The sequence below is a fragment of the Kitasatospora sp. NPDC057738 genome (genome assembly GCF_042798815.1).
GTDB classification, from domain to species: domain Bacteria; phylum Actinomycetota; class Actinomycetes; order Streptomycetales; family Streptomycetaceae; genus Kitasatospora; species Kitasatospora lactacystinica.
This window is the reverse complement of record NZ_JBHVJT010000010.1, coordinates 140,801-155,902: the sequence shown is the minus strand read 5'-3', so window position 1 is coordinate 155,902 and position 15,102 is coordinate 140,801. Positions and strand designations below refer to the sequence as shown.

The 15,102-nt window shown below is 74.4% G+C and carries 13 protein-coding genes; 4 read left to right on the top strand and 9 right to left on the bottom strand.

Annotation, left to right across the window (positions count from 1 at the left end; translation table 11 throughout):
- Positions 1-27 precede the first annotated feature (27 nt).
- From ACFVGO_RS08145 to ACFVGO_RS08135, 3 genes are read right to left on the bottom strand one after another with little or no spacing between them, the layout of a single operon-like run.
- Positions 28-558, bottom strand: a complete 531-nt coding sequence (locus ACFVGO_RS08145; protein ID WP_359914674.1) for a MaoC family dehydratase — start codon at positions 556-558, stop codon at positions 28-30.
- Between the two features lie 18 nt (positions 559-576).
- Positions 577-1,812: an aminotransferase class I/II-fold pyridoxal phosphate-dependent enzyme gene (locus ACFVGO_RS08140; RefSeq protein WP_359914677.1), complete on the bottom strand. Its 1,236-nt coding sequence runs from the start codon at positions 1,810-1,812 to the stop codon at positions 577-579.
- Between the two features lie 2 nt (positions 1,813-1,814).
- The gene (locus ACFVGO_RS08135; protein WP_359914680.1) at positions 1,815-2,801 is read right to left on the bottom strand and encodes an aldolase/citrate lyase family protein; all 987 of its coding nucleotides are present in this window, start codon (positions 2,799-2,801) and stop codon (positions 1,815-1,817) included.
- Between the two features lie 264 nt (positions 2,802-3,065).
- On the opposite strand from ACFVGO_RS08135, the gene ACFVGO_RS08130 reads away from it, so the two are divergent.
- Complete coding sequence (locus ACFVGO_RS08130) at positions 3,066-4,889, top strand: hypothetical protein (protein ID WP_380631114.1); 1,824 nt, start codon at positions 3,066-3,068, stop codon at positions 4,887-4,889.
- A 514-nt stretch (positions 4,890-5,403) separates the two neighbouring features.
- A complete protein-coding gene (locus ACFVGO_RS08125; RefSeq protein WP_359914686.1) occupies positions 5,404-6,483 on the top strand; it encodes an inosamine-phosphate amidinotransferase 1 in 1,080 nt (359 codons plus the stop codon).
- Between the two features lie 41 nt (positions 6,484-6,524).
- On the opposite strand, the gene ACFVGO_RS08120 is transcribed toward ACFVGO_RS08125, so the two are convergent.
- A complete protein-coding gene (locus tag ACFVGO_RS08120) occupies positions 6,525-9,305 on the bottom strand; it encodes a tetratricopeptide repeat protein (protein WP_380631113.1) in 2,781 nt (926 codons plus the stop codon).
- Complete coding sequence (locus tag ACFVGO_RS08115) at positions 9,302-9,730, bottom strand: hypothetical protein (RefSeq protein WP_380631112.1); 429 nt, start codon at positions 9,728-9,730, stop codon at positions 9,302-9,304. Before ACFVGO_RS08115 ends, ACFVGO_RS08120 begins: the two co-directional genes overlap by 4 nt.
- A 172-nt stretch (positions 9,731-9,902) precedes the next feature.
- Between ACFVGO_RS08115 and ACFVGO_RS08110 the strand changes: the two genes are divergently transcribed.
- Together ACFVGO_RS08110 and ACFVGO_RS08105 are read left to right on the top strand one after the other, a co-directional pair.
- Entirely contained in the window at positions 9,903-10,574 is a 672-nt protein-coding gene (locus ACFVGO_RS08110) for a hypothetical protein (protein WP_380631111.1), read from the top strand.
- A 114-nt stretch (positions 10,575-10,688) separates the two neighbouring features.
- Positions 10,689-11,558, top strand: a complete 870-nt coding sequence (locus tag ACFVGO_RS08105; protein WP_380631110.1) for a PIG-L family deacetylase — start codon at positions 10,689-10,691, stop codon at positions 11,556-11,558.
- Between the two features lie 69 nt (positions 11,559-11,627).
- Here ACFVGO_RS08105 and ACFVGO_RS08100 read toward each other — a convergent pair whose 3' ends face one another.
- The 4 genes from ACFVGO_RS08100 to ACFVGO_RS08085 all read right to left on the bottom strand — a co-directional run bounded on the left by ACFVGO_RS08100 (position 11,628) and on the right by ACFVGO_RS08085 (position 15,013).
- Entirely contained in the window at positions 11,628-13,934 is a 2,307-nt protein-coding gene (locus ACFVGO_RS08100) for an SAM-dependent methyltransferase (protein WP_380631109.1), read from the bottom strand.
- Positions 13,935-13,960: 26 nt separating this feature from the next.
- Entirely contained in the window at positions 13,961-14,251 is a 291-nt protein-coding gene (locus ACFVGO_RS08095) for a hypothetical protein (protein ID WP_359914703.1), read from the bottom strand.
- A 177-nt stretch (positions 14,252-14,428) separates the two neighbouring features.
- The gene (locus ACFVGO_RS08090; RefSeq protein ID WP_359914706.1) at positions 14,429-14,620 is read right to left on the bottom strand and encodes a hypothetical protein; all 192 of its coding nucleotides are present in this window, start codon (positions 14,618-14,620) and stop codon (positions 14,429-14,431) included.
- 42 nt (positions 14,621-14,662) lie between these two features.
- Positions 14,663-15,013 (bottom strand): hypothetical protein, encoded by a 351-nt coding sequence (locus ACFVGO_RS08085; RefSeq protein WP_359914708.1) that lies wholly within the window; start codon positions 15,011-15,013, stop codon positions 14,663-14,665.
- Between the last annotated feature and the right edge of the window lie 89 nt (positions 15,014-15,102).

The window sequence follows — 15,102 nt, the reverse complement described above, 5'->3', positions numbered from 1 at the left end:
GTGGAGACCGTCGGGCCCGGCGCCGGGTCAGTACCCGGCGACCTCGTCCAGGCCGTGGCCGCGCAGCGGGACGAGGAAGCTGCGTTCGAACACCACCACGACCTCGCCGGTGGACTTCGTCCCGGTGGTGCGGCAGCGCACGATCCCCTGCCCGGCGCGGCTCTCGGAGAGCCGCTTGGCGAGGGTCTCCGTCTCCGCGTAGAGGGTGTCGCCGGCGAACACCGGGTGGGTCATCCGGATGTTCTCCCAGCCCAGGTTGGCGATGGTGCGCCCGCTCGTCGAGCGGGCGGTCATCCCGCCGACGATGCTGAGCGTCACCAGGCTGGAGACGATCGGCTTCCCCCAGGGGGTGTGCGCGCTGTAGGCGGCGTCGATGTGCAGCGGGGCGTCGTTCATGCTCAGCATGCTCATCAGCACGTTGTCGAGCTCGGTGACGGTCCGCCCGGGGCGGTGCTCGACCACCTCGCCGACCTCGAACTCCTCGTAGTAGCGCCCGACCACCTCGCGGTAGCGGCGCTCGCCGATCAGCCGGTAGCCGGCCGGTTCGGTTGCGTCCATCGCGGTTGCTCCCAGGTCCTAGAGGTCGGCGGTGAGTTCCTTGACGTGGCCGGCGAACTCGCGGATCAGCCGCTCGTCCATGTCGGCGCGCAGCATCAGCCGCAGCCCGGCCTCGCCCTTGGGCACGATCGGGAAGAACACCGCGGAGCTGTAGAAGCCGCGCTCGAAGAGCTGGGCGGACAGCTTGACCGCCCGCTCGGCCTCCCCGACGTCGACCCGGCGCACCGGCAGGCCGTTGCCCGCGAAGGTGGTCGGCAGCAGCTCGTCGAAGAGCTCGATGTTGCGGGCCAGCGCTCCCTGGAGGTCGGCCAGTTCGGGGGAGCGGTGGATGGCGGCGCTGGCCAGCGAGGCGCCGACCATCGGCAGCGGGATGTTCTGCGACCAGCCGATCGGGCCGGCGTGCCGGTGCAGGAACTCGAACTGCTCCCGGTTGCCGAGCATCGCGACGCCGCCGCTGGTGCCGAAGGCCTTGCCGAGGCTCGCGGTGATCACCGTCAGCGGGTTCATCTCCAGCCGGGAGCGGACGTAGCCCTCGCCGCGCTCGCCCGCGATGGACAGCGAGTGGGAGTCGTCGATGTAGAGGAACAGCCCGTAGCGGTCCTGGAGTTCGAGCAGTCCGTCGAGGGCCGCGGTGCCGCCCATCGAGTAGGCGCCGTCGGCGACGTAGGCGACCCGCGGGTACTTGCGGCAGATGTCCTCCAGGTAGTTCAGGTCGTTGTGCGGGCAGGTCAGCACCAGCGACTCGTCCGCGCAGACCGGCTTCATGTACGCCATGCAGAAGTGGCAGAAGCGGTCGAAGACCATCACCCGGGGGCCGCCGCCGCCCTGGCAGGTGCCGTCCAGGTGGCCGGAGGCGATCAGCGGCAGGATGCCCGCGGTGAGCGTGGTACAGGACGCCCCCGGGAGGATGTTCGCGCCGAACAGCTCGCCCAGCTCCTCCTCCAGCCGCACCAGCAGGTTGTGCCGGATCCGGGTGGTGGAGAGGACCAGCGAGGTGCTGCGGGACTCGGTCAGCGCGTCCACCGCGCCGGCCAGGACCGCGGGGTGGTTGTTCAGGCCCAGGTACGAGCAGGAGACCATGTTGGCGAACTCGTGGCCGGTCTCGCGGACGATCAGCCGGTTGTTGGACTCGGAGTCCGCGGTGATGCCGATCAGACCGTTGGCGGCGGCCGCCTGCCAGACCGGGTCGGCGCTCGCCAGCATGGCCTCGGCGTTGCGGTACCGGCGCGGGCCGAGGATGGATTCTTCGGTCATCGTCACTTCTCCGTCGCGTGGTTCGGGGGGTCGGTGGGCTCGTGGCCCTGCGGTTGGTACTGCGCGTGTTGCGCGTGCTGCACGTGTTGCGCGTGTTGCGCGTGTTCTGCGCGGTGGGGGTGCTGCGTGTGGTGCGAACCGTCGGGCCGGGGCGGGTCGAACTGCTCGATCAGACGCTGCGAGGCCTCGAAGAACGGCATGCCGACCATCACCCCGTCCACCACGGTCACCGAGCGGCCGTTCTCCAGACCGGCCGCGACCACCCGGCGGGCGCGCTCCAGCAGTTCCTCGCCCGGGCTGAACAGCTCGTTGATCAGCGCGAGTTGGCGCGGATGGACGGCGATCTTGCCGCTGAACCCGAAGTCCCGGGCGAGCCCGGCCTCCCGGCGCAGCCCGACGAGGTCGGAGACCTCGAAGAACGGTGCGTCCATCGCCTCCACCCCCGCTGCGCGGGCGCTGTTGACCACCCGGCCGCGGGCGTGGGCCAGGGCCTCCCAGGAGAGCCGGGCGCCGACCGCGAAGGCGTAGTCCGCCGAGCCGAAGACCAGCCCGCGCAGCCGGTGTCCGGCGGCCGCGATGGCGGGCGCGTGCTCGATGCCCAGCGGGGTCTCCACGACCGCCAGGAACTCCGTCTCCGGGCAGTCCGCGGCGAGCGCGCCGGCGGCGATCTCGATGTCCCGGGGGGACTCCGCCATCGGGATCAGCACCAGGTCCGGTTTGACGCGGTACCGGGCGATGGCGATCAGGTCGCGCAGCCCGTCCGGTCCGGACAGGGTGTTGATGCGCACCGCGCTGCGCGCGAGCTTGGCGGACGGGAGCGCGAAGAACTCCTCGGCCAGTCGACGGGCCTCCTCCTTTCGGGCGGGTGGGACCGAATCCTCCAGATCGACCATGGCGATGTCGGCTCCGGACTGATGGCTCTTGGTGTACCGCTCCACTGCCATCGCGGGTGTGGACAGGAGGGAACGGCAGTACCGCGTGAACTTCATGGATGTCTCCGAAGTCGCCGAAGGCTGCGGGGTCCGGTTCTATCCCACCGGCTTTGTTCGGCGCCGTACGGCTGGACATTGAACATCAACTCGGAACAACCGACCCGCGCGCACCATTGTTTGACGCCAACGGGTGCTGTGCATGATGAATAACCGGGGGATGGACACGAGGCGCACGCGGCGCGTGTGGCGCGTGGGCACTCAAGGTTTCAGGACACCGCATCAACGGAGAAGGGGGCCGTAGTGCCGCGTCGGGAAAGTCCGTTGGACCCCGGGGACGGGCCGCTGCTGCGCTTCGCGGGCGATCTTCGGGCCCTGCGGGAGAGCGCCGGAAGTCCGCCGTACCGTCAACTCGCCCTGCGGGCCCATTGTTCGGCGGCCAGCCTGTCGGTGGCCGCGGGCGGCCGGCGGCTGCCCAGCCTGGCCGTCACCGTCGCCTATGTGCAGGCCTGCGGCGGGGACGTACGGGAGTGGCGGCACCGCTGGCAGCTGCTCGCCGCCGAACTGGCCGCCGACACCGCGGCCCGGCGGCGCTCCCAGGACGCCGGCAGCGCCCCCTATCCGGGTGCGGCCGCGTTCGAGGCGGCCGACGCCGAGCGCTTCTTCGGCCGCGAGGCGCTGCTGGACCGGCTGGCCGCCCTGCTGGCCGAACGGCGGCTGGTGATCCTCTCCGGGCCGTCCGGGGCGGGCAAGTCCTCGTTGGTCAGAGCCGGTCTGCTGGCCCGGCTCGGCGGGGTTCCGGGCGCCGGCGCGGCGGCCGGGCGGAGAACCGGGGCCGGGGGCGGAGCGGGCCGGCCCCCGGCCGACGGCGGTGTCCCGGTGGCGCTGCTGACTCCCGGCGAACGACCGATGGAGGCGTACGCGCTCGCGCTCGCCCGGCTCGGGCAGCGAGTCGGGGAGAGCGCGCGGGGCGCCTCGGGGCCGACGGCCGGCGACCCGGTGCTGGTGGTGGACCAGGGCGAGCAGTTGCGCACCCGCTGCCGGGACGCCGCCGAGCGGGCGCGCTTCCTGGACGCGCTGGTGGCGACCGCCTCGGGCGCGGCGAGGCAGGCGCCGGAGGGGCTGCCGGTGGCGGCGCCGGCCCGGTGCCGGGTGGTGCTGGTGCTCCGTTCGGACCAGTGCGGGCCGCTGTTCGCCGAGCACCCGGGGCTGGCCGAGGCCGGCCGGAACGCGGTGCTGTCGGTGGGGCGTCCGGCGCCGGACGAGCTGCGGCGGGCGATCACCGAGCCGGCCCTGCGCTCCGGCTGTACCGTCGAGGGTTCCCTGCTGGCCGTCCTCATCTCGACCGCCGCGCAGCAGCCGGGCGCGCTGCCGCTGGTGTCCACGGCACTGCTGGAGACCTGGCGGCGGCGCAGCGGCAACGCCCTCACCCTGGCCGGCTTCCAGGCGACCGGAGGTTTCGAGGGCGCGCTGGCCCGGACGGCGGAGTCGCTGTACAACGGGCTGGACCCGGCCGGCCAGGCCCGGGCGCGGGCGGTGTTCCTGCGGCTCGGCGGGGAGTTGCTCGGCGCCGGCGAGGACGCGGCCGGCGGCGCGACGGCGCTGGGCGACGGGCTGACGCCGGGCGGCGGGCTCTTATCGGGGGGAGACCTGGTGCCGGGGGGCGACGAGGGAACCCGCAAGCCGGTCCGGCGGGCCGAGTTCGACGATCCCGGCGTGCCCGAGGTGATGGAACGGCTGGTCCGGGCCCGGCTCGTGGTGGTGGACCGGGACACCGTCGAGCTGTCCCACCACGCGCTGCCGCAGGCCTGGCCCCGGCTGCGCGGGTGGCTGGCGGAGGGCCGCGAGGCGCTGGGCGAGCAGCGCAGGCTCTCGGCGGCCGCCCGGGGCTGGGAGGCCGCCGACCAGGACCCCGAACTGCTCTGCCGGGGTGTCCGGTTGGAGCAGCTCAAGCGGCGGGTGGCGGCCGGCGAGCTGGCCGCGGCCGGGGTCGAGCGGGCTTTCCTGGCGGCGTCCGCCCGGGCGGAGGCCGCCGGCCGGCGCCGGGCGCAGCGCCAGAACCTGGCGGTGGCCGGGGTCGCCGCGGCGGGCGGGGCGCTGCTGGCCCTGGCGGGCGGGAGCCGGATCCGCCGGGCCTGGCGGTGGTGACCCCCGGAGCGCGGGGCCCAGAGGCGACGGCCGGTCCCACGGGCACCGCGTCCGGGCCGGCCGCCGGCCCTCGCCCGGGTCGGCTCCCGGGGTCGGCTTTCGGGCCCTCGCCCCGGTGTTGATCAGCCTCGGCACGGGGGAGTTGAACAACGGACGGGCCGACCGGAGGCCCGGCGCGGCGGCGCGTTCGGTGCCGATCACGGTCCTTGCGCCGCCGTCGGTCGTCCGGGTAGCTTGACAGGCGATCCCGGCCCTCCGAAATGCGAATTCGGCTGCCCGGCCGGTGATTTCCCGTAACGCCGTGGTCGGCCGGAGCCGCTCCGGCGATCAATCCGTCCCGATTTCCGTCGCTGTTTTCCGCATGTCCGGGGGACCCCGCTCCGCCGACGGCCCGCGGTCCTTCGGAGCCCACCGGGCGCTGCCGTCCTGTGGCGCGGTTCGAAGCCGCGCGGTTCCGAGCCGTCGCGTCCGCCGTCCTTTCCGCGTTTCCCCAAACCCGTGTCAAGGGAGAGTCATGTCCGATTCGGCCCGTCCGGTCCACAGCTGGGACGAATTCACCACACTGCGGGAGATCGTGGTCGGGACCGCCGCCGGCGCCCGGCTGCCCGAGCAGACCGAGCCGTCCTCCTGGCTGTCCTGCTTCCCGAAGACCAGTGCCGCCGACCTCGCCTCGATCGAGGCGGGCCCCTACCCCCAGCAGGTCGTCGAGGAGACCGAGGAGGACCTGGAGGCGCTGGTGGCCACCCTGCGCGGCCTCGGCGTCACCGTCCACCGGCCCGAGGCGGTCGACCACGCGGCCGGGTTCGCCTCCCCGCTCTGGGAGGCCGACGGCGGCTTCCACTCCTACTGCCCGCGGGACCTCACCCTGGTGGCCGGCGAGACGCTGATCGAGGTGGCGAGCCCGATGCGGCAGCGCTACTTCGAGGTGTTCGGCCTGCGCGGGCTCTTCCAGGACTACCTGCGCCGCGGCGCGCGCTGGGTGGCCGCCCCCCGGCCGCGGCTGGGCGACGAGCTCTTCGAGTTCGACGCGGACGGGCTGCCGCTGCTGGGCGAGGCCGAGCCGGTCTTCGACGCGGCGAACGTGCTGCGGCTCGGCCGGGACGTGTTCTACCAGGTCTCCCGCAGCGGCAACGAACTCGGCCTGCGGTGGCTGGAGTCCACCCTCGGCCTGCTCGGTGACGGGGGCCTGCGGCTGCACCCGCTGCGCGACATCTACGGGTACACCCACATCGACAGCACCATCGCGCTGCTGCGGCCGGGGCTGGTGCTGCTCAACCCCGAGCGGATCAGCCCGGAGACCGTCCCGGCGCCGCTGAAGGGCTGGGACATCCTGTGGTGCCCGCCGGCCGAGCCCACCGGGGACACGCCCGAGCACGCGCTCAGCGAGAGCTGGATCAGCATGAACCTGCTGATGGTCTCCCCGGACACCGCGATCGTCGAGTCCGGCCAGGAGAGCCTGATCAAGCAGCTGGAGCACGCCGGGATCACCGTCCTGCCGCACCGGCTGCGGCACTCCCGGGCGCTCGGCGGCGGCTTCCACTGCGTCACCCTGGACACCCGGCGCGACGGCGGGCTGGAGGACTACCTGTCCTGAAGGGGCGTGGGCGGAGCCCGGCCGGCGGCGGCCGGCCGGGGCTACTGCCGCGGACGGGGATCGTCGCGCGTGCGCAGTGCTTCGGCCAGCAGACTCGCCACCACGACGGAGACGGGGTGGTCCGTCCCGACCGCCCGGGTCAGCCCGGCGAGGGCGGCCCGGTACCCCTCGACGGCCCCGGTGAGGTCGCCCGCCGCCTCGTGCACCCGGGCCAGGGCGGCGCGGCTGCCGAGGGTGTCCGGGTGGTCCGGGCCCAGCAGCCGGGCGCGCTGCTCCAGCACGGTGGTGAGCAGCGACCGGGCCCGTTCCAGGTCGCCCGCGCCCCGGCAGGCCACCCCGAGGTTGTTGCGGGTGAGCACGGTGTCGCGGCTCTCCGGGCCGAGCACCCGCTCCTGTTCGGCCAGCACGGTCTCGAACAGCGGGACGGCCCGGGCGGACTCGCCCCGCCCGTGGTAGGCGGAGGCAAGGTTCCCGGCGCTGCGCAGCGTGTCCGGGTGATGCGGGCCGAGGACCTCGCGGCGCAGCCGGAGGGCCTCCTCGAACAGGGGGAGCGCCCGCTCCGGCTCGCCCGCCGCGTCATGGGCGGAGGCCAGCATGGAGAGGCTGGACAGGGTTTCGGGGTGTTCCGGGCCGAGCACACCGGTGCGCTGGGTCAGTGTCGTGCGGCAGAGGTCGAACCCGGTCGCGATGTCACCGCTCGTCAGGCAGAGGTGGGCGAGGTTGCTCCGGCTGAGCAGGGTGTCGGGGTGCTCCTCGCCCAGGGCGTCGGCACGCCGGGTCAGGACGTCCTGGTAGATCTCCCTGGCCCGTTCCAGGTCGCCGGCCGCGTGGTGGGCGTACCCGAGGTTGCTCAGACAGCTGAGGGTGTCGGGGTGTTCGGAGCCGACGAGTTCCTCGAAGTCGGCCAGCACCTCCTGGTGGAGGGCGATCGACTGCCGGTAGCGGCCGACGGTCTCGTACGCCCCGGCGAGGTTGTTGCGCAGCCGTAGGCCGTTGAGCCCGGCCATGGGCCCCGGCAGGCCGTCGGGTTCGGTGTCGGCGGGGGCCCTGCCGAGCAGGTCCTCGTAGATCCCGATGGCCCGGTCGAACCGGCCGAGGGCCGCGTGGGCGCCCGCCAGGTCGCTCAGCAGGGTGAGGGTCCTGAGGTGGTCCGGGCCGAGGGCGACCCGGCTGTCGTCGGCGGCCCGCTCGTACTCCTCGACCGCCTGCTGGACGCTGCCGCGGGCCTGGTGGGTGGAGGCGAGGCTGCTGCGGATGTTGAGGGTGGTGAGGTGCCCGGGGCCGTGGACCCGCAGGCTCTGTTCCAGGAGCGGGCCGAGGATCCCGATGCTCCGGTCGGGCCGGCCGGTCGCGAGGTGGACCCGGGCGAGTGCGGAGCGGGCCACCAGCGCGAGCGGGTGCTCGGGCCCGAGCCCGTGCCGGATCTGGGCGTCGTAGCCCTCGTACAGCGGCAGCGCCCAGGCGGTCTGCCCCCGGGCCTCCAGGTGCAGGGCGGCGCCGGCGTAGAGGTTGAACACCGCCGAGTCGCAGCCGTCCCGGGGGTCGGTCGCGGCCAGGGCACGGATCTGGCCGACCAGGCGGGCCAGCTCGGCGGCGTCGGGGTCCTGGTCGGGCCCGGCCGGACGCACGGTCCGCAGCAGGGCCTGCTCGGCCTCGTGCCGGCCCCGGGGAGCGGCCCCCGCCGGGCGCCGGGCGAGGGCGTCGGCGCGCAGTACGCCCTGGACCAGCCGGTGCACCCGGACGTCGCGCCAGGCGTAGCCGATCATGCTGTAGGCGTGCAGGACGCCGAGCGCGTCGTCGGCCGCGATCTCGTCCGGGGCCAGCCGGTACACCAGGTCGCGCGGGCAGCCGTCGGCGTCCAGCCAGGCCAGGGCGTGCAGCAGGTCGACCGCGACCGGATCGTCCTCGGCGACCGCCGCCAGGGTGACCTGCCAGACCCTGGCGACGGTGAGCTGCGGGTCCCGGCCCGCCGGGGTCCTGGACAGCTGGAGCCCGAGCCGGCCGCGGTAGGCGGCGACCGTGGTGCGGGTCCGGCGCAGGTAGGCGCCCGCCTGGTCGAGGGCGAGCGGGAGGCCGCCGAGCTCCCGGGCCAGCTGCCCGACCTCCCAGCGGGCCTCGTCGGACCCGTCCCACTCGCAGACCCAGGACCACAGCAGCTCGGCCGCCTGCTCCTGGGGGAGGACGTCGAGTGCGAGCAGCGCGTCGCCGGAGTCGACGCCGATCGCGTCCCAGTCGTCGGCGAGCCGGGTGGTGACCAGGTGGTGCCCCCCGGTGAGACTGCCCAGGTACGGTGCGAGGAGCGCCGGGTCCTCGACGTTGTCGTACACCAGCAGCCAGTTCGTGTGGTGCTGGAACCAGGCCAGCGCCCAGGCGGTCAGCTCCGGCCGCTGCGCGGTTCCGGCCCACACGGGGTTCAGCCGCCGGGCGATCTCGGCCAGGGCCTCCTCCACGGCCCCCGGGGAGGACGCCTCGATCCACCAGACCAGGTCGTACGCCGTGCGGAAGGTCTGGGCGTACTGCCGCGCCAGGGTGCTCTTGCCGACCCCGCCCAGCCCGTGGAGCACCGCCGTCGCCGCGCCGGGCCCGGCGCGTTCGGCGCTCAACACCTCCCGCAGCGCGGCCAGTTCCCGCTGCCGGCCGGTGAAGCGGCCGTTCGGCCGGAGCAGGTGGACGACGTCGACGGCCGGGGTGTCGGCCGCGGAGCGCAGCGCCTCGGCGGGCAGCACGATCGTGGTGACCTGGGTGACCATCAGGCCGTCGTTGGAGCTGTTGAAGCTGGCGATCTGTCCGGCGCCGCTGAAGTGGTGGGTGGGCGACGTCACCGGGGGCCGTCCCGGTGGACGACGGTCCTGCTGCTCATCGTCCCGCTGTTGGTGCCGGTGTTGACGACGGCTCCCTGGCCGCTCACCACGATGCTGACCGGCGCCGGCTGCGCCCGCGCCAGCAGCGCGGCCAGCTCCGCCAGCAGCTCCGGCTCCTGGTGGAGCGTGCGCCGCACGGCCTGCCGCAGCGCGCCCTGGGCGTCCGCGCCCGCGCCCTCCTCCGCCGCCTCCAGGACGTTGGTCTCCAGGTCCTCGCGCTGCCGTTCGTCGCGCCGGTTCCAGACGCGCTGGAGGATGCGCGTGCCCAGGCCCACGGTGGCCGTCGCGGCCGCGTCCTGCGCCTGCGTCAGCACCGAGTCGCCGTACGCGGCGATCGCGGCGCCGATCGGTGGACCGGCCAGTTCCATGAACGCGTCGAGCTCCATGGGCTCCCCCTCGAAAATCCCGGACCGAACGCGGCCGGCCGGAGCGGGCCGGCCGCAGTGGATCGGCCACAGCGTAGGGAACCCGGGGGAGCGGCGGGTCCGGGACGGGCGAAACGATCGGTCTCGATCCGGTTGCGATCGGCTGACAGTGCCGCATGGCAGAGTCTGCCCCATGAACATCACCACCACGCTCCACAGTTGGGACGAGTCCGTCGCCCTGTTCGAGCGCCGCGGCCTGCCCGTCTCCACGTACGAGAACCTCTACGAGGAGTCGTACGACGTCCACGCCGGCGCCCTGGCGATGGACGGGCACCTCGACCTCGACGCCGCGGAGCTGGAGGGCACCGGCCTGGTCGTCGACGGTGACCTCGACGTCAGCGGCGCCGTCCTCACCATCGACGACGGCTGCTCCGCGCTGATAGTGCTGGGCGACCTCCGGGCGGCCGCCGTGTACCTGGAGGGCGACGCCAAGCTGCTGGTCCGCGGCAGCGTCCACGTGGAGGCCTTCGTCGGCAACATGACGGACAAGCTGGTCATGGTCCACGGGGACCTGCACGCCAGGGTCACGGTGCTGTCCGCCGGATTCGAGCCCGACCTGGTCGAAGGGACCCTGCACGGCCCCGTCCTGGCGCCCGCGTACCTCGCCGCCGCCTACTCGGCGCCCACCGGCGCCGAGGCGCCCGCCGCCGCGGCGGCGGTGCTGGTGCCCGAGGTCCTGAGCGCCGGCGCCGACGACGACCCCGACGGCCAGGGCGTCTTCGACACCCCCGGCGTCCACGGCGGACGGCTGCTGGGCCGCATCGAGGCGGGCCTGCCGGTCACCCTGGCCGCCGGACGTGGATAGCGGCCGTCTCGCGGATTGCCGGGTGCGCGACGCGGAACGGAACAACCCCGGCGACCACCCCGCCCCGTGGCGCAGACTGGGGCGAGTACTTTTCACATCGGAGGATGGATTTTCATGGTTGACCGGACCTTGACGCTGATGGCGGTGCACGCCCACCCCGACGACGAGGCCACCGGGACCGGGGGTGTCCTCGCCCGGTACGCGGCGGAGGGCGTCCGCACGGTCCTCGTGACGTGCACGGACGGCCGGTGCGGTGACGGACCGGGAGGGGTCAAGCCGGGCGAGCCCGGACACGACCCGGAGGCCGTCGCCGCGATGCGCCGGCAGGAACTGGAGGCCAGCTGCGAGGTGTTGAAGGTCAGCCACCTGGAGCTGCTGGAGTACGCCGACTCCGGGATGATGGGCTGGGCGAGCAACGACGAGCCCGGGTCGTTCTGGCGCACGCCGGTGGAGGAGGGCGCCGCCCGCCTCGCCGAACTGATCCGGCACTACCGGCCCGACGTGGTCGTCACCTACGACGAGAACGGGTTCTACGGCCACCCCGACCACATCCAGGCCAACCGCATCACCATGGCGGCGCTGGAGCTGACCGATCCGACGCCGAAGGTCTACTGGACGACGGCGCCGCGCTCGGCCATGCAGCGGTTCGGCGAGGTCATGCGCGAGTTCGGCGCGGACTGGGAGGAGCCGGAGGCGGCGCGGGAGCCCGGGGCGGCGGCGGAGCCGGAGGCGTCCGAGCTGCCGGACATGTCGGAGATCGGCCTGCCGGACGAGGAGATCACCACCTGGGTGGACACCACCGCGTTCGGCGGCCGCAAGTTCGACGCCCTGGCCGCGCACGCCAGCCAGGGCGAGAACATCTTCTTCCTGAAGATGGGCAAGGAGCGGTTCACCGAGCTGATGGGCGTGGAGACCTTCGTGCGGGTCAAGGACACCACCGGCGCGGCCCTTCCCGAGGACGACCTCTTCGCCGGCCTGCGCTGATCCCCGTCCCGTCCCCGTTCCCGTGTCCGTACGGACCCGGCCGGGTCCGTGCCGGGTCCGTGCCGGGCGCTACCGGCCGCCGTCCCGCAGGGCCTGCTCCACGGTCCGCAGGGCGGTGGCCGACTGCTCCCAGCCGTGCCACCAGAACAGCCCGCCGTCGTGGCTCGCCCCGGCGGCGAGCGCCGTCAGGTGGGCCCAGGGGCCGGCCGGGATGCCGAACCGCGGCCGGGCGGCCAGCCGTCGGGCGGCGTCGCCGTCGACCGGGACCATGCCGAGCAGCGGGAACGGTTCGCCGTCCGCCGTCCGGCCGGTGCCGTGCAGCATCGGGTGCAGGGTGATCGGGTCGAGCAGCAGGGTGAGGTCGGCGGAGGGCAGGAGCTCCGGTCCGTCCCGCCAGCCGAGCCGCCGTCCGCTCGGCCCGGCCCCGGGGACGGGCCGGCCGTCGAGCACGACGCCGTCCGCGGCGACCTCCAGGAGGGCGCCGCCCGGGCGGTCGGGCAGCCGCAGCCGGTAGTCCCCGAACAGGCCCGGGGCGGGCTCCGCCACCGCCGCGGAGAAGGGGACGGTGACGCCGTCCACCTCGAAACCCGCCGGTCCGATCACCACCGCGGCGGTCACGGGCTCGCCGTCGACGGTGACGCGCAGACGCGGGGCCGAGCCGGGGGCGCCGGGTACGACGTCCACGCCCACGCCCTCGCCGCGGTACCCGCCGACGAGGTCGGCGAGCGGCGGCACCTCCGGCAGCGGGTACTCGGTCAGGCGCACCGCCGCGCCCGCGACGGTTCCGGACAGCCGGCGCCGGCCGTCGCGGCCGAACTCCGTCCGCAGCTCGCCGCCGACGCCGCCGTCCGCCGCGCGCCAGCGCAGCACGCCGTGGGCGTAACTCGGGTCGGTCACCCGGAGGCCGTCGACGTGGACCCGGTGCCGGGGCGGGTCGGTCGCGCGGCCCAGGACGTAGACCGAGAGGCCGTCGTCCGCGGTGCCGTACAGGCCCGTCCACGGGTACAGGGCCCCGGCGAGGACGGAGTCCAGGTCCCGCCGGATCGACGGCCAGCCCGCCGAACCGTCCCGCGCCAGCCGGCGGGCCTCCGACTTGCGGGTGAGCACGGTGCGCAGGCGGTGTGCCGCCTCCGGCCCGGGCCGCCGGGGGACGCCCCGGGCGGCGGCCTGCAGGGCCAGGTCCTCGCGCCGGGCCAGCAGGGCGCGTTCGTCGGCTCCGAGGTCCGGCGGGGCCCAGTCCGCGACGGCGGCCGCGGGATCCCGGACGTAGCGCTCGCGCAGGGCGCCGTCCTCGCCGAGGGCCAGGGCGAAGCGGGCGCCCGGGGTGTCCTCCTGCCAGTGGTAGCCGGCCGGGACGCGGAAGTCGGCGAAGCCGCGGAGGGCGGCGAGTTCGCGCGGGCCGTACGCGTCGACGACCCGCAGCGGGCCGTCGGGCGGGCGGACGGTCCGGCCGGGTTCGAGCAGGCCGAGGCGTTCGAGCACCCGCGGGTCGGCCGGGGCGGCGACGGCGGGCGGCAGGTACCAGGTGGAGGCGCTGGTGACGGTGCGCTGCACGGCCGGGTCGCGCAGGGCGGCGACGGTGTACCGGGCGGTGACGGGGTCGAGGCCCCGGTAGCGGGCGCCGATGTAGTTGACCACGGTGTGGTCCGGCCCGTAGACCTCCTCCAGCCGGTCCAGCAGGACGGGCAGGTGGCGGTTGGTGAACCCGGCGCGCCGGTAGTCGAGTTCGCCGACGATGCCGACCTGCCAGAGCACCAGGTGCAGGCCGGGGTCGAGGCGCCGGTCGCGGATCAGCAGGTCGGAGGCCTCGAAGGTCTGCATGCCGGGGGTGCTCGGGTCCACGCCGAGGTCGGCGCAGAGCACGTCCAGGGCGCTGATGCCCGGGCGCATCACGGCGGTGTGGCCCTCGCGGCGGGCGATCCGCACGGCGCGGTGGCTGGACAGCACGAAGATGCCCGGGTGGCCGTAGAAGACCGCCGCCACCCGGCGCCCGGCCCGCACGAAGTGCAGGACCGCCTCCGACATCTGGACGTACGTCAGGTAGCGGTCCTTCGCGTCGTCGTAGAGGACGCCGAGGTCGTAGGCGTCCGGGCGCCAGGCGTTGATGCGCACGATCGTCGCGGGGTCGGCCACGCAGTGGAAGACGTGGTCGGCCTCGCGGAGCAGCCGCTCGTCGGCGCGGGTGAAGCCGGCGGCCTCGATGCCGGATCCGAGGACGGTCAACTCGCCCTTGTGCTCGGACGGTTCACCGCCCGGTGGGCCGGCCGCGGCGATCGCGCGGGACAGTTCGGCCCACCGGGCCTGGTGCTCGCGGCGGGAGGGGAAGCGGTCGAAGGGGCGCGTGTAGCGGTGCGCGGAGCGGAGGTCGGGGTCCATGCGGCGGCGCGGGCCTTCAGTGGTCGTCAGTGGTCGGCGAGGCCGGGGAGGTCGACCACGACCGCCTGGGTGACCTGCGGGGGCAGCGCGTCCACCAGGAGCGGCGGGTCGAGCTGGACCGGCGGGTCGAACTCGAAGACGGCCTGGGTGCTCTGCGGCGGGGTCATCAGCACCGGCGCTCCGGACAGGAGGGCTCCCGGATCCGGGGCCCCCGCGGCGTCGTCGCCGTCCAGGAGCAGATCGATGTCCACGTCGATGTCCATGACGCCGATGTCCAGGACGTCGACGGGCGGGGCGCTGGCGGTCAGGGTGGTCATGGCGGTCACTCGTCCCCTCGGGGCCGCGGGCGGAGGCGGGTTCATGCTACTGAACGGACGTTCGGCCGGACAGGGGTCGGGCAACCGGGCAGCTGCGGAGCGGCGGAGTGCCGGCCGGGCGGCGGATGGGCCGCGCGGTCGGCACGGTACGGACGAGGTGTCCGTGGGTGGATGCCGTCAGAGCAGCACGCTGGCGGCGATCGGGGCGATGGTCTTGACGATGTCCCAGAAGCTGTCGGCCTCGACGCCGGGGGTGTTGCCCAGGGCGCTGCCGGTGCGGCCGGTGCGGTCGATCGGAGGGGCCATTCTGGGGAGCTGCGGGGTGGGGGACCACACCCGGTGTTCCTCGCGGACGTCTTCCATGGTCATGGTCGCGCTTCCCTTCGTGTGTACGGGGACGGCTGGCAGGGTTCAGTAGAGGCCTCCGATGGCGGGGGGTGGGGGCGGCAGGCAGCCGGGGGTGGGGGCGCCGCCGCAGGCCCAGGGGGCCGGGTCCGCGAAGCTGGGGCCGTAGATCCCTCCGGGGCCGTCCATGATCAGTGTGGTCGCGTGCTCGGTGGGATCGGCGCCCTCCTTCAAGGCGGGGGCCACCACGCTGGTCGGCCGAGGGCCGCCGGTGAATCCGACGGGCGCCCGGACGGGCCGCGCGGCCGCGTTCCGGTCGTCGCCGACGTCGACGGTCTCCTTGTACACCTTCAGGTACGCGTCGTAGCCGACCGTGCGGTCGATCGGCGGCACCTGGGGCGGCGGCTGCTCGTACATGGTCCTGTCTCTCCTGTTCGGTGCTCCGGCGACAGGCCGCTTGAGGCGGCGTCACCGGGCGGGTGGCCGGCGACGGACCCTTCGGGGCC